The 13973-nt window shown below is 47.0% G+C and carries 13 protein-coding genes and 2 tRNA genes; 12 read left to right on the top strand and 3 right to left on the bottom strand.

The genetic code is table 11. The features are described from left to right. Window positions 1-89 precede the first annotated feature (89 nt). The 3 genes from CMR00_02070 to CMR00_02080 all read right to left on the bottom strand — a co-directional run bounded on the left by CMR00_02070 (window position 90) and on the right by CMR00_02080 (window position 2858). On the bottom strand, window positions 90-1073 hold the full coding sequence (locus CMR00_02070; protein PIO48894.1) for an electron transfer flavoprotein subunit alpha: 984 nt from the start codon (window positions 1071-1073) through the stop codon (window positions 90-92). A gap of 61 nt (window positions 1074-1134) precedes the next feature. Continuing rightward, window positions 1135-1878, bottom strand: coding sequence for an electron transfer flavoprotein subunit beta (locus tag CMR00_02075; protein PIO48895.1), 744 nt, complete (start codon window positions 1876-1878; stop codon window positions 1135-1137). 182 nt (window positions 1879-2060) lie between these two features. After that, window positions 2061-2858, bottom strand: coding sequence for an SAM-dependent methyltransferase (locus CMR00_02080; GenBank protein PIO48970.1), 798 nt, complete (start codon window positions 2856-2858; stop codon window positions 2061-2063). A 288-nt stretch (window positions 2859-3146) separates the two neighbouring features. Here CMR00_02080 and CMR00_02085 point away from each other — a divergent pair. From CMR00_02085 to CMR00_02140, 12 genes are all read left to right on the top strand, one after another. Further along, window positions 3147-3219: transfer RNA gene (locus CMR00_02085), tRNA-Lys, on the top strand. 44 nt (window positions 3220-3263) lie between these two features. Continuing rightward, window positions 3264-3345 (top strand) — tRNA-Leu (locus tag CMR00_02090). A gap of 118 nt (window positions 3346-3463) precedes the next feature. Next, window positions 3464-3745 (top strand): hypothetical protein, encoded by a 282-nt coding sequence (locus CMR00_02095; GenBank protein PIO48896.1) that lies wholly within the window; start codon window positions 3464-3466, stop codon window positions 3743-3745. 55 nt (window positions 3746-3800) lie between these two features. Continuing rightward, on the top strand, window positions 3801-4844 hold the full coding sequence (locus CMR00_02100; protein ID PIO48897.1) for a hypothetical protein: 1044 nt from the start codon (window positions 3801-3803) through the stop codon (window positions 4842-4844). Between the two features lie 95 nt (window positions 4845-4939). Then, a complete protein-coding gene (locus tag CMR00_02105; protein PIO48898.1) occupies window positions 4940-5923 on the top strand; it encodes an AAA family ATPase in 984 nt (327 codons plus the stop codon). Window positions 5924-5932: 9 nt separating this feature from the next. Continuing rightward, window positions 5933-6802 (top strand): hypothetical protein, encoded by an 870-nt coding sequence (locus CMR00_02110; GenBank protein ID PIO48899.1) that lies wholly within the window; start codon window positions 5933-5935, stop codon window positions 6800-6802. 20 nt (window positions 6803-6822) lie between these two features. Continuing rightward, on the top strand, window positions 6823-7851 hold the full coding sequence (locus CMR00_02115) for a hypothetical protein (GenBank protein PIO48900.1): 1029 nt from the start codon (window positions 6823-6825) through the stop codon (window positions 7849-7851). A gap of 243 nt (window positions 7852-8094) precedes the next feature. Beyond that, window positions 8095-9990, top strand: a complete 1896-nt coding sequence (locus tag CMR00_02120) for a hypothetical protein (protein ID PIO48901.1) — start codon at window positions 8095-8097, stop codon at window positions 9988-9990. Window positions 9991-10087: 97 nt separating this feature from the next. Beyond that, window positions 10088-10888, top strand: coding sequence for a hypothetical protein (locus CMR00_02125; GenBank protein PIO48902.1), 801 nt, complete (start codon window positions 10088-10090; stop codon window positions 10886-10888). Between the two features lie 92 nt (window positions 10889-10980). After that, window positions 10981-11769 (top strand): SMC-Scp complex subunit ScpB, encoded by a 789-nt coding sequence (gene scpB, locus CMR00_02130; protein ID PIO48903.1) that lies wholly within the window; start codon window positions 10981-10983, stop codon window positions 11767-11769. Next, the gene (locus CMR00_02135) at window positions 11759-12622 is read left to right on the top strand and encodes a pseudouridine synthase (GenBank protein ID PIO48904.1); all 864 of its coding nucleotides are present in this window, start codon (window positions 11759-11761) and stop codon (window positions 12620-12622) included. The genes scpB and CMR00_02135 overlap by 11 nt, the downstream gene beginning before the upstream one ends. Before the next feature lie 128 nt (window positions 12623-12750). After that, window positions 12751-13929 carry a hypothetical protein gene (locus CMR00_02140; GenBank protein PIO48905.1) on the top strand — a complete coding sequence of 393 codons (1179 nt, stop codon included), beginning with the start codon at window positions 12751-12753 and terminating at the stop codon, window positions 13927-13929. Window positions 13930-13973 lie beyond the last annotated feature (44 nt).

A 13973-nucleotide genomic window follows, 5' to 3' on the forward strand; every position in this document is an offset into this window, starting at 1 on the left:
CAATGAAGTTTGTCATTTTTTGAAGATACACCAAACAGTGTAGAAAAAGCAAGTAGTACATGTAAAGAACACTTGCGTATGCACTTATGCTACTGATGCACAAGCACTTTCTTAAACTCTTCGGTCAATTTTGGCAACACATCTTCTACCGTACCGACGATACCATAGTCAGCAATTTGAAAAATCGGTGCATCCTTGTCTTTGTTGATAGCCACAATGACTTTTGATGATGCCATGCCAGCAAGATGTTGCACGGCGCCTGAAATGCCGCAAGCGATGTAAAGTTTCGGCGAGACGACTTTACCTGTCTGTCCGACTTGTTCGGAATGCGGGCGCCACCCAGCATCAACGACGGCACGACTTGCACCAACAGCTGCACCTAAGACACTTGCCAGCGTTTCAAGATTTTGCCAATTTTCTTTGCCTTCGCCGTTGGGGTCGCGCAAGCCACGACCGCCGCTGACAACGATATCCGCTTCCGCTACATCCAACTTGCCTGCTGAAGCAACGATTTCTTTCACCACCGCTTTTAAGTCGCTGTCGTCAGGGCTGTAGGTTGAGTGCACAATTTCTGCAGTACGATTCAAGTTGGAGTTGATAGGAAAAACATTCGGGCGAAGACTCAAGATTTTGACCGGCGTTTCAAGTTGCACAGTAGCAATAGCTTTACCTGAGTAGGCGTATCGCTTGGCTAGAATGTTATCGCCTTCGGCTTTGACTTCGATAACATCACTGGCAAGTCCTGCACCAAGGCGAATAGAAAGACGCGGGGCAAGGTCTTTGCCCATCGCAGTTGCCGCAAGCAAGACAAGCTGGGCGGATTCTTCTTTAGTGATGCGCGCCACCAATTTGGAATACGCCAATGCTGAATAATTTAGAAGCGATGGATGCTCGAAAAGAAAAACCTTTGAGGCACCATATTTGCCCAAATCTTGAACAGCACTTTTTAAGTCGCTGCCAATGGCAACAGCATAAACTTCTTGAGCAAGTTCGCTGGCTTTGCTTAAAGCCTCGAACGAAGCGCGCTTGATGACATTGCCGCGCTGCTCAATAAAGACAACAGCTTTTGACATACTCAAAAATGTTTAGGTTAAGTTTGAAATACTCAATGAAAGACCAGCCGGCACAGTATCGCTATACCACATTAGCTTCACGATGAAGTCTATCAACAAGTTCGGCTGGTGAATCCAGAATTTTCCCGGCTTGTTTTTCGACGGGTTTCTCAAGGCGAATAAGACGCACTTTAGATGCTTCAGGCGCTGCAATCTCCAGTGTTTCAATCGGTTTTTTCTTAGCCTCCATAATACCTTTCATATTAGCCACACGCGGAATGTTCAAGCCTTTTTGCGCCGTAAGCACAAAGGGCAAAGATACTTCAACAATTTCTTTACCGCCCTCAATTTCACGCTCAATTGTGGCAACCTTGCCGTCAGTGTGCAATGAAACTGCCACGGTTACGGCAGGTAACTCCAAAAGTTCAGCAATCATGGGTCCGACTTGCGCATCGTTGAAATCTGTGGATTCTTTGCCAAGCAATATCATATCGGGCACACCGCCAAAATGTTGTTTGATAGCGTGTGCTAAAACAAACGCCACACCAAAAGAATCTTTCACATTGGATTTGATGAGCACGGCTTTGTCGGCACCCATCGCAAAGGCTTTACGGATGTTTGCTTGAAACTCCTCACCACCGACACTAAAGAGTACGACACTGCCACCAAATTTCTCGCGCAATTTGAGTGCTTCTTCTAGCGCAAATTCATCGTAAGGATTGATGACGAAATTGACCCCTGCCTGCTCAATGTGCTGCCCATCAGGCGCAATTTTAACGCGAGTAGAGGTGTCAGGAACTTGGTTAAGACAGACTGCAAAATTCATAGTTATTGGAAAATGATGATTGAAATCTTGCGCAAGACAGACTCATGCGCTTAAACTGTGCGGCGTGAAAATACATAATTTTTTGGAGCCAATGCAGTTACAGTCTCATGAAGCTTGTGCAGCGTGAAGCGCTTGACATCTTGACAGCAAGCAATTCCAACTTGCACTTTGCAGTGAGCGCATTACGGTGCGGGCTTTTCAAAAATAAAGATGTGTTGCCATGGCAAGCCGCTTTGAGTCTCAAGCCATTTTAAGCCAACTGCATGCATCTCTTTTTTGACTTGCGCTTGGCTCATCTTATGTAGGGGCTTGATAGGTACAGTATCATCTTCGGCACGATATTCGATTTGAATGACTTTGCCACCAACTTTAAGTGAGCGCACAAGAGCGTGCATCATCTCAAAGGGATATTCAAACTCGTGATAAGCATCGACGAGCAGCACGATATCAATGGCATTTTCTGGTAAGTTTGGATTTTGCGGAGAGCCAAGCGTGGGAATGACATTTTGCACATGGCGTGCTTGCATGCGTGCTGTGATGATCTCGAGCATCTCTGGCTGAATATCGACCGCATACACTTTGCCTTGGCGAACGCGCTCAGCAATGCGAAACGTGAAGTAGCCTGTGCCTGCGCCAATATCAGCCACGACATCAGTAGGTTTAAGTTGCATAGCTTCAAGCACAAGGTCGGGACGCTCTTCAAAGAAGCGTTCAGGTCGCTCGAGCCATGTGGCGCCAAGGTGTCCCATCACTTTTGCGATTTCTCTGCCCATATAAATTTTGCCGATGCCATCGGCGCTGGGGAATGGTGTGTATTGATAGCGCTCGTGTTGGGTGGAATCACGCTGAGTGCCCTGCTCGAGTGTAAGAAGTTCGGCAGAAGACACTTTGTTGCAGCTCCATAGCATGGTAGCAGCAAGCAGCAGCGCAAGCGCAGAAAGTTGCGCGGCAAGAGCGGTGCGCCAGCAAAAAGATAGCATGAGAAAAAATGCAGTTTTTGTTTTGAAATTCATCGACGAGAGCCTATCTTTGCAGTCCGATTTTTTGGAAACTAACTGAAAACAAGAACAAATGCCTTGTGGAAAAAAGCGCAAGCGCCATAAGATGGCGACGCACAAGCGCAAAAAAAGACGCCGCAAGAATCGCCATAAGAAGCGTTTGAGATACGCTAACAAGTAAGCGCAAGTGCAAAGAAAACTTTGTAAGTTTTTTTGAAGTTTCATATCTTACAGATTCCTTGACTAAGCTGCACAAGCAGCCAAATGGATGAGCATATAGCTCAGTTGGTAGAGCATCTCACTTTTAATGAGAGGGTCGATGGTTCGAGTCCATCTATGCTCACGCTTCCTCTCCAAAGGACGGCGGCTGCCAGTGGCAGCCAAACTGCGCGGGTGGCGGAATTGGTAGACGCACTACTTTGAGGTGGTAGCGCCGCGAGGCGTAGGAGTTCAAATCTCCTCCCGCGCACGCCCAAAGAGCCGCTATGTTAAAGCGGCTTTCATTTTTTATTGCTCTTTCGGTACTTTGTGCAAATGCCTCGCCAGAGTTCAGGAGTTTCTAACCGCCAAACGACATTGACCCGATGATGGACACGCCGCTAACTTCGCTGCCGTTTCTCGACCGTTCTCAACCGCCACAACCAAAATCTCCAATCCGCGTCGATTTCCCGACCTGGCATGAAGCCATGTTGCCAAATGGTCTGAAAATTATGGTCTATGAGCAACATGATACGCCCGTGGTCTCTATACGCCTCTACAGTCATGCAGGGGCGCTGTATGATGGCACGCATCAAAAAGCCTCTATGTTCGCTTTCGCGCTGTTGATGCAAGGCACACGCTCGCGTACTGCTGAGCAAAATTGCCGATGAAGTTGACTTACTGGGTGCGGAGCTGGGGGCGTTTGCGGGGATTGACAGTGCATCAGTGTCGCTGTCAATTATGACCAAGTATTTAGACCGAGGGCTAGCATTGATGAGTGATGTAGTGCTAAATCCAACTTTTGAAGAAAAAGAAATTGAGTTTGTACGCCAACAAAGTCTGAATCGTCTGCGCTTCTCGAAATCTGATGCAACTCACTTAGCTAGTGATGCACTTACAAAAGCGATCTATCAACCGCATCCGTATTCGCAACCGATGCTGGGCACAGAAGAGGCACTTCAAGCCCTGACGCGCGAGGCAATTGTGAGGTTTTATGAGACGTATGTCGTGCCGAATAACAGTTTCATAGTTGTCGCAGGCGATGTCAAAGCGCAAGAGATTGTTGAAAAACTGGCTGAGGCATTTGGTGAGTGGTCAGCTAAGGCGCTTGTAACAAGCAATTTTCCTATTCCTACGCGTCCTAACTCACCGCGTGTGATTTTGGTACAAAAAGAAGGCGCTGTACAATCGGTGCTGATGCTCGGGCATCTTTCTATTGCGCGTGCTCATCCAGACTACCTAAAATGCTATGTGATGAACATGATTCTGGGTGGCTATTTCGGCTCGCGCCTCAATCTCAGACTGCGTGAGCAGCGCGGCTACACCTACAACATTCGTAGCGCTTTTGATGCAAAGCGAGAGCTTGGAGATTTTTACATTTTCACGCAGGTGCGCAAAGAGGTAACCAAACAGGCTTTACAAGATATTCTGAGCGAACTTCAAGCAATCATTGAGCATGGCGTGAGTGAAGAAGAACTTCAAGACGCTAAAAGCTACATTGCAGGCAACTTCATTATTCAGAACGAATCTCCCGAGACCATTCTCAGTCGCCTTGCCACGATTGAACTCTATGGACTGAGCAAAGACTACTACAACGTGTATGTTGAACAACTGCAACGCTTGACGCTCGAAGATGTGTCTAATGCGGCAAAAATGTATATTCATCCTAGTTGCTTAACGCATGTCGTTGCAGGCGACGCTGACGCTGTACGTGCGGACTTAGAGGAGTTTGGCGACCTTGTCGTGCCCGACGGTAGTAATACTCAATGACCTCTTAGCGTAGCCGGCAGTGTATTGCGTTTCAAGCATTAGTCAAAACGACGCGCAAAGCCCGCAGACTGGTGCGCTTTAACTCATTCAAATCCATGCAACCATCAACGCCAACACTGACGCTTGCAGAAGAACTTGCAGCGTCATACAAGACACTTAAAGCTGAAATTCACAAAGTCATCATCGGTCAAGATGAGATCATTGAGCAACTGATGATGACGATTCTGGCTCGCGGTCACTGCCTAATGGTGGGGGTACCCGGACTAGCCAAGACATTGCTTATTTCGACCTTCGCCAAAATTTTGGACTTAAGTTTTAGCCGCATTCAATTCACGCCGGACTTAATGCCCTCGGATATCACGGGTACGGAGATTTTGGAGGAAGATCACGAGACGGGCAGGAAGTTTTTCAAATTTATTCAGGGTCCGTTATTTGCAAGCGTGGTTTTAGCTGATGAAATCAACCGTACGCCGCCGAAAACACAAGCGGCTTTGCTCGAAGCCATGCAGGAGCACCAGGTGACATCGGCAGGCAAGCGTTATGCGCTGCCCGAGCCGTTTTTCGTGTTGGCTACACAAAACCCAGTTGAGCAAGAAGGTACATATCCTTTACCTGAAGCACAGCTCGATCGCTTCATGTTCAATCTTTGGATTGATTATCCTTCGTTCGAAGAAGAAAAAGCAATTGTCAAAGCCACGACGTCGTCTGAGAAGCCAGTACTGCAGAAGGTAATGAATGCCGAGAAAATTCTTTTGTTTCAAAAACTCGTGCGCGATGTGCCAGTCTCAGACAATGTCATTGAGTATGCGGTGCGGCTAGTAAGCAAAACACGTCCGCAAAGCACCGACGACAAGATGATTAAGCAGTTTGTCAGTTGGGGTGCAGGTCCGCGTGCCTCGCAGTATTTGATTTTAGGAGCAAAGGCGCGCTGCCTGCTCTTCGGGCGCTACACGCCTGATATTGCCGACGTGCAAGCGGTCGCCTTACCTGTGCTGCGGCATCGATTGCTGACAAATTTTAGTGCAGAATCAGAGGGCATCAAACCGGAGACAATCATTACTGCTTTGACCAAAACGTGATAGAAGCAAATGTTAGAAAGAGTGGTCAATACCCTGCGTACGGCTCTTAAGCTCAATGAAGTACAACTCGGGTTATTTGCCTTCTTTCTATGCATGCTGGGCGCATTGATCTTCAGTGTGTCGCTCATCTACCTCAACTTCTCAGAAGTGATTACGACTTTGTTGGCTTTTTTGGGAGGCTCGCTGATTGGTGCAGTAATCGGAAGCGTGGTGTATCGTGTGGTCAAGCGTAATCGTGAGTTAGCCGAGTCGCTGCAAAAAGCTACTGAATCGCTCAATGACGCCAATAGCCGGCTGCAACTCTACAATCAGTCTTTAGCGGATACAGTCAAGCGGCGCACGGAAGAATTGCTCTTTGCGGAGCTGCAGTACCGTAGCCTTTTTGATTCTACAGCTGAACTGATTTTCATTTGCACATCAGATTACCGTGTAATCGAAATCAATCGTGCAGTTGAGATATTTTTGGGTTGGGATAGAAACAGTTTACAGGAGTTTAATTTGCTCAGTCGACTCTCACCTGAAGATGCCGAGCGCTTTATCGAGGCTGCGCAGGTGACACAATCAGGCGAAATCTCGCAAATAGAGCTCTCACTTGATGATCTTTCGGGCGAGACACACTTTTTCAAAGCAGAGTTCTCACCGCTGATTTTTGGAACACTGTCCATCTCGGGTGGATTCAAAATCTTGATGCAAGATGTAACACTGGAAAAACGCTCTCGCTTAGAGCGTGAAGTCGTCATCAAAGTCAGCGAAATTTTTAATCAGTCTGAGACAATTGCTGAAGTTGCTGAGCGAGTCTCAAAAGAACTACGCTCACTCTTTGAGCCAGCGTTTCTCTTGCTCTACCGATATGACGAGTCGACAAAAAACTGTTCTTAGCACACTCTAACGAGTACAATTTGCCTGAAAGTGCGCAAGTCTATACGACAAAAGAGCTGGCAAAGGGCATTGCGCCAGAAGTGGTAAGAACAAAATCAGAAATCTTTGTCGAAGATGTACTTAAAGAGCCACGCCTAAAAGATGTTGAAGAGTATTTGATACGTGTGGCAGGTCGAAGTCTATTTACGGTGCCTCTTATTGCAGCAGAACAATTGCAAGGTGTGCTGCAGATTCTCTCACTGCATCAGCATCGATTTTCAGAAGATGATAAACGCTTGGTGCGCATTCTTGCCAGTGAACTTGCTGAGGGACTTTACCGCAAAAAACTCAGTGATGCGCTTGCTGAAGCCAATAAAACACTGGCTGAAAAAAACGCAGAACTCGAACAATTCGTCTACTCTGTCTCGCATGACCTCAAAGCCCCACTGATTTCTATTCAAGGCTTTGCTTCACAAGTGCAAGAGCTGTACTACGATAAGCTGCAATACGAAGCACGATTTGCACTAGAACGCATTCGCTACAATGCAAAGGTAATGGAAGATATGATTATGGAACTCTTGGATTTGTCGCGTGTCGGGCGTGAGACCGTCAAGATGGATGTCATATATCTTTATGAAATGACGTCGTCTATTATTGAGAATTATCGGGGACACATTGAAGCACAGCGAGCCAAAATCAACATTTCACCTGATTTACCAGCCGTGCACTTTCCACGTCGACGCTTGGAACAGGTAATGACAAACCTCATTGGCAATGCTATCCGATACACTGCGCGTGTCAAAGACCCGTGCATATCTGTTTATGCTATTGACCACCTCGAGATGCATGAAATCGTGGTCAAAGATAATGGTATTGGTATTGCACAAAAAGATTTCGAGAAAGTCTTTCGGCTCTTCGAGCGTGGCGAGAGCGACCAACCCGGTTCTGGCGTTGGACTTGCTATTGTCAAAAAAATCGTGGAGCAGTATGGGGGTAAAATCTGGATTCAATCTGAACTGGGGAAAGGCGCTGAATTTCATTTTACGATTAAAAAACGTGAATACACATAGTGAAAAAGCCAGTAACCGACTGACTTTGATAGCTTTCAACCTTGCTTGCTCTTGAAATAACCTTGTGTCCTATCTCTACGGTGTTCCTATTCTGCTGCTGGTATAATCTCTGCCATAGTTGCGTTTAGCATGATCAACATGAGTACACGCACAAAGCAGGCAATGAAACTACATCATGCTGCAACGATTTGACCTAACTCTGTCGTTACTTTAACAAATTTTATCAACTTTAATTCAAAAAGTATGGCGACGATTCCAATTGACATTCGCACAGGCACCATCAAAAAAGAACGTATCATTGGTATTGACTTAGGTACAACCAATAGTCTTGTAGCCTACATGCACGGCGATAGCCCAGCGATTATCTCCAACAAGTACACCAAAGAACGCATTGTGCCCTCTGTGGTTTATTTTGGCGAAGATTTCACGCCGATTGTAGGCACGGGTGCAAAAGAATTGCTGTCAGAACATCCCGATCGGGTGGTGTATTCAGTCAAACGGTTGATGGGAAGATCTTTTAGCGATGTCAGAGAGGAACTCCCGCATCTGAATTACCGCATCAGTGAAAGTGAGTCGGAGCGTATCTGCAAAATTGAAATTAGCAACGGCAAGGAAACGCGCTACTTTACACCGATTGAAATCTCGGCGATGATTTTGCGCGAACTCAAGCGCTGGGCAGACGATTACTTCGAAGAGCCTGTTACAAAAGCCGTAATTACAGTACCAGCGTATTTCAACGATGCACAACGCCAAGCCACAAAAGACGCCGGCAAACTTGCAGGCTTGGAAGTCTTGCGCATTGTCAATGAACCAACTGCTGCTGCCTTAGCCTATGGCTTAGACAAAACCAAAAATGGGACAATTGCGGTCTATGATCTCGGCGGAGGCACATTTGATATTTCCATCTTGAAACTCGAGGATGGTATTTTTGATGTGCTCTCCACCAATGGTGACACACACCTTGGCGGTGATGACCTAGACCAAGCCTTGCTGGCTGCCATGGCAGAGGAAATTCAACAGGCACTCAGGTTCGATATTTTCTCCAATGCCCAAATCAAGCAACGCTTGCGCCTTGAGTGCGAGCGCGTCAAATGCGAGCTAACCGACAAGGCTGAAGCAATACTGCATGTGGATATCTGCGGACAAGACTTCAAGCGCAAAATTTCGCGCGAAGAATTTGAGCGTATCATTTTGCCCGTGGTAGAGCGCACAAAACAGCCTTGTCTCAAAGCCCTGAAAGATGCTGGACTTTCAGCAAGCGAGATTGATGCTGTGGTGCTTGTCGGTGGCTCAACGCGCACTCCATTTGTCAAGAAGTTTGTCTCAGAGATCTTCGGCGGCAAGAAACCGTATGATTCGCTTAATCCTGAAGAGGTCGTGGCACTGGGTGCAGCGGTGCAAGCCGGCGTCATTTCAGGTGATACTGATGATGTCCTGCTCTTGGACATTACACCACTTTCACTGGGCATTGAGACCGTTGGTGGCGTGTTTGTGCCAATTATTCCACGCAATACCAAAGTGCCAATTAAAGTGGCACAGGAGTTTACAACCTCTGTCGATAACCAGACCGGTATAGACATTCACATTTTGCAAGGCGAGCGCGAGCTGGCTAAAGACAATCGCAGTCTCGCCAAATTTACGCTGGGACCGCTGCCGCCCTTGCCTGCAGGGATGCCCAGAATTTTAGTGATGTTTGCTATTGATGCTGACGGTGTACTTACCGTCTCGGCTAAAGATCAGCGTACAGGCAAAGAGCAGTCGATTACGGTAAAACCCACTTACGGGCTCACAGATGAGGAAGTCGAGAAAATGCTGCTCGATGGTTTCACGCATGCTAAAGAAGATGTAGAGCAACGCTTGTTGATTGAGGCGCAAGTAGAAGCGCGTGGCATGATTTCGGCAATTGAAAAGCAGATAGCGCAAGAATCTGAGGTATTTGCACAGTTGCCTAAGCACGAACAAGAAGCCATTTATGCTGTGCTGGCTGACTTAAAGCAAGCGGTTGAGGGCAGCGAGCGTCAGAAAATCACGGAGCTGATAGAAAAAGCTAATGCGATAACGACGCCGTTTGCACAAGCAGTCATGAACGAGGCAGTGGCGCGTGCACTTGCGCAAAAGAAAGTGGATGAAGTAGCGTAAAGAAAACATGAGTTGCACGGTACGGCACGCATCTGCAAAAAATCGGACGAATAAACTACTTAAGCAAGTACTCGAAGAGTTTGTGCTCTGATAAGACATGAAAAGAGCAGAAGTCATAAACCATTGTGCTGAGGTAAAACGTCGCTCGTTGGCACGCGTGATGTCGAAGCAAGGTATTTGTTCACGCCAAGAAGCCGTGCGCTGGATTGAGTCGGGCAAAGTCAGAGTCAATGGGAAAGTGGCGCAGTCGCCCGAGCTGCTGGTGGCACTCAATGCAAAAATTGAAGTTGTTGGCGTAGAGACCCCTTTGCCTAAAAAAACATTGCGCTATGTGGTCATGAATAAGCGTAGAGGTGTTGTTACGACGCACAGAGATGAGCTCGGTAGAGCAACGGTCTACGACGATTTGCGTCCATTTTTAATCAGGCAGAATATCACAGAGCGGCTGTTTGCTGTCGGACGATTGGATAAAGATACTGAAGGGTTACTGCTGTTTACCAATGACAATCAGCTTGCCAACTTTCTCACTGCGCCTGAAAACGGCGTGCCAAAAACTTACCTTGCCACACTGAACAAATCACTGACAACGAGTGCCTTAGAGCAATTGCAGAGCGGCGTAGAAATTAAAGCCAGAGGAGAGCATTATGTGGCACAACCCCGTGACATCGTGCAGCAAAGCGCCAGAGTAATTCAACTCACACTAAGTGAAGGGAAAAACCGTCAGGTGCGCCGACTCTTTGAAGCCATCGGTTACACAGTCGAGCACTTGGTGCGAATTGGCTTTGCTGGGTTGCGCTTGAATCTGCTCTGCAATCCACCCAAATTAAACTCACAGCCACTGGCAAGTGGTGAGTGCATAGAGTGCCAGCCTGAAGAGCTGCTCAAGGGCTTGGGCTAAGCTATCAAGGTCGTTATATTGCGCCGTCAAATTCTCTGAAAACTAACTTTCTGAAATCAAGTACCAAATCAAACTTGGAACAGCAACACAATATGCCTTTTGAGACGCCGCAAGGCTATGAGCAAAATGGAACTGCGGCACCTTTAGATGCAGCGCTTGAAGCGCAGAAAGATGCTCAGAACGAAAATGGCGTTGAGTCAAGCCAAGCGGAACCCTTAGAAGTGCAAAGAGACGCGCAGGAAATTTTACTTCGCCAAGATTGCAAGCAGCAAATTGAAGCCTTGATTTTTGCAAGCGATGAAGCGTTACCAGTTAAAATCATTCGCCAAGCGATTGGTCAAGAAAGATTCACCGATTTGGATATTGAGCAGATGATTGATGAACTCAATCAAGACTATGAACGCACAGGACGCACGTTTCGGATTCGCCATATTGCACAAGGGTATCGATTTCTTACAGAGAAACAGTTTCACCCCACGATTCAAAAACTGATGCAGCCAAAGTTGCAGCGCAGGCTTTCACAAGCAGCATTAGAGACGCTGGCAATTATTGCTTACCGTCAGCCGATTTCAAAAGCTGAAATTGAAGCCATACGCGGCACAAATGCTGACTATGTGATTCGAATGCTCTTAGAGCGCAATTTGATTGAAGTCTGCGGACGCGGCGAAGGTGTCGGTAAGCCACTCCTCTATGGCACAACCAAGGAATTTTTGGACTATTTCAACTTAGGCTCACTTTCGGATTTGCCTAAGCCGCGCGAAATCGAAGAACTGATGCGTGAAACTGAAGCGCAGCTGTTTGTGCAACAGGAAATGAATGCGCGTCTCAAAGTCGAGTTCGATAAAGACGACAAAAAGTCTGCTGATAGCGATGAAGACTAGTACTGCAACTGAACGCAAGAAGCAACGCCGTTCGACACGCAAGACAAATTCAGATGTAAGCCGTCTTGTGCCACAAGCAGCAGCAAGTGCTAAGGTTCAGACGCGTACCCAACGCAAAACAGAGCAGAGCGAACTGATTCGCCTAAACAAGTTTATTTCGCTCTGTGGTGTAGCGTCACGGCGTAAAGCCGATGAACTGATTGCAAATGGCGAGGTCATCGTCAATGGCAATGTGGTCAGGGAACTGGGCTTCAAAATCCACCGCTTCAAAGACGAGGTGATTGTCGAAGGTAAGCGACTTCAAGAGCCGAAGCGAAAGTTGTATATTCTACTCAATAAGCCCAAAGATGTTATAACGACAAATAGCGATGAGCGGCAACGAAAGACGGTGGTGGATATCGTGGGTCTTGATGAGCGTGTCTATCCTGTTGGACGATTAGATCGCAATACGACGGGCGCTTTGCTCCTGACCAACGATGGTGAGTTTGCAAATAAACTCATGCACCCAGCACACGGCATTGAGAAAGAGTATCTGGCAACACTTGATAAAAAATTTCTGCGCGCTGACCTGCCGAAACTCACTGGGGGACTGCGTTTGAAAGATACAGGTGAAAAGGTAAGCCCATGCAAAGCCAAAATTTTGGGCGATGGTTCTGTGGTGTGGATAGCATTAAGTGAAGGGAAAAATCGTCAAGTGCACCGCATGTTCTGGTCACTGGGTTATGAGGTCAAAAAACTTGAGCGCATTCGCTATGCAGGCTTAGGTATTGAGGGCTTAAGGCGAGGGGAGTGGCGATACCTTTCAGCTGCAGAAGTAGCGCATCTTTGCGCACGCTTAGACAAAGAGACATAGGGACCTACATTTCTCCGCTGCACATCGCAAAATCGTATTGACGCAAATCATATCGTAAATTTGCAAATGTCTTTAGAGAGTATCAGACAACTTGGAATCAGACAAATTGAACTAAAACCATACAAACTATGCTGAAAAAACTTTTCCTGCTGCCACTTCTCTTATGCTTGGTATTTTCTGAACTGGTATTGATGGGTTGCGGCACGCCGCGTGAGCGCTCCAACGACAAAATGAAGGCAGCACTGCTCGAGTACAGAGACTATCAAGAAAAACAAGCCATGCTGGCAACTGCAACACCTGAACAAGCTAAGAAAATTGAAGCCGAACTTGAGATTCTGCAGAACAAAGCCCTCAAAATGATGCAGGAAGCGGTTAAAGAAGACCCAACCAACATTGATGCCATCAATAACTATGGTCTTTTCTTACAAGGCACAGGCTACCCCAACGAAGCCATTCCCGTCTTTTTGCAAGGCTTGAGTATGCTGCCTAAGCCCCCATTTCAGGGTGAAAAAGCCGTGAGAGATTCTCTCCAAAACCTCTATGTCGGCTTCCATAACTACATTGCAAACTGCTACATGATGCTGCCGGGCAAAGCCGATTCTGCGGTCTATTATGCTGAGCAAATCAAAGATGAGTTTCCGTCGCTCTATGCAAAAATCGCACGTCAAGCGGGCATTCAACTGCAAGCCCAAAAGAAATTTGACGAGGCTATCAGATACTTTGAAGCATCTGTCGATGCCTACTTACCAGCATTGCTGCGCAACCGCAACGATGAAAACATTGAGGGTAACGAAAAGTCAGTTTACAACTTAGAACAAGCCTACCGTGCACGGGCAAAAGCTAAAGGTCTGCCTAAACCAAGCAAAGAAGACTATGCAAAAATAATAGCAGGCTATGAGAAAGCCATTGCCTCAATGGAGAAAGCAGGCTTGGATGCGCGCAATTTGCCAAACTACATGCGTTATGCTGATGTCTGTGCCGAAGCAGGCGAACTCAAAAAAGCAGATGAAGCATTCAAGAAAGCGGTTGCACTCAACACCAATCCGCGCAATGTGGCGCCACGCACTAACTACGGACTCTTCCTCAAAGACACCCGCCGTGCGCGTGAAGCTGTTGAAGTGCTCAGAAAAGTGGTCGATGATAACCCTGATTACGCACTAGGATACTACAACCTTGCAACAGCGCTGATTGATGCAGGACGCAAAGCTGAAGCCATACCCATGCTCAAAAAGTACGTGGAACTTGGTTTGAAAGACCCAACTGAAAAGAAAAATGCTGAGATTGTCAAAAAAGAGTTCAATTTGTAAGCAAGTTTTGCTGCTTGAAGTCAAAATGCGCCCTTGCAAGCCTG

Origin of the sequence: [Chlorobium] sp. 445 (genome assembly GCA_002763895.1) — a bacterium.
Taxonomy (GTDB): Bacteria; Bacteroidota; Chlorobiia; order Chlorobiales; family Thermochlorobacteraceae; genus Thermochlorobacter.

Excerpts from the sequence above, each read along its gene's own strand:
- CMR00_02070 (PIO48894.1), bottom strand. The coding sequence starts at position 1,073 with ATGTCAAAAGCTGTTGTCTTTATTGAGCAGCGCGGCAATGTCATCAAG.
- CMR00_02075 (PIO48895.1), bottom strand. The coding sequence starts at position 1,878 with ATGAATTTTGCAGTCTGTCTTAACCAAGTTCCTGACACCTCTACTCGC.
- CMR00_02080 (PIO48970.1), bottom strand. The coding sequence starts at position 2,858 with ATGCTATCTTTTTGCTGGCGCACCGCTCTTGCCGCGCAACTTTCTGCG.
- CMR00_02095 (PIO48896.1), top strand. The coding sequence starts at position 3,464 with ATGGACACGCCGCTAACTTCGCTGCCGTTTCTCGACCGTTCTCAACCG.
- CMR00_02105 (PIO48898.1), top strand. The coding sequence starts at position 4,940 with ATGCAACCATCAACGCCAACACTGACGCTTGCAGAAGAACTTGCAGCG.
- CMR00_02110 (PIO48899.1), top strand. The coding sequence starts at position 5,933 with ATGTTAGAAAGAGTGGTCAATACCCTGCGTACGGCTCTTAAGCTCAAT.
- CMR00_02120 (PIO48901.1), top strand. The coding sequence starts at position 8,095 with ATGGCGACGATTCCAATTGACATTCGCACAGGCACCATCAAAAAAGAA.
- CMR00_02125 (PIO48902.1), top strand. The coding sequence starts at position 10,088 with ATGAAAAGAGCAGAAGTCATAAACCATTGTGCTGAGGTAAAACGTCGC.
- scpB (PIO48903.1), top strand. The coding sequence starts at position 10,981 with ATGCCTTTTGAGACGCCGCAAGGCTATGAGCAAAATGGAACTGCGGCA.
- CMR00_02135 (PIO48904.1), top strand. The coding sequence starts at position 11,759 with ATGAAGACTAGTACTGCAACTGAACGCAAGAAGCAACGCCGTTCGACA.
- CMR00_02140 (PIO48905.1), top strand. The coding sequence starts at position 12,751 with ATGCTGAAAAAACTTTTCCTGCTGCCACTTCTCTTATGCTTGGTATTT.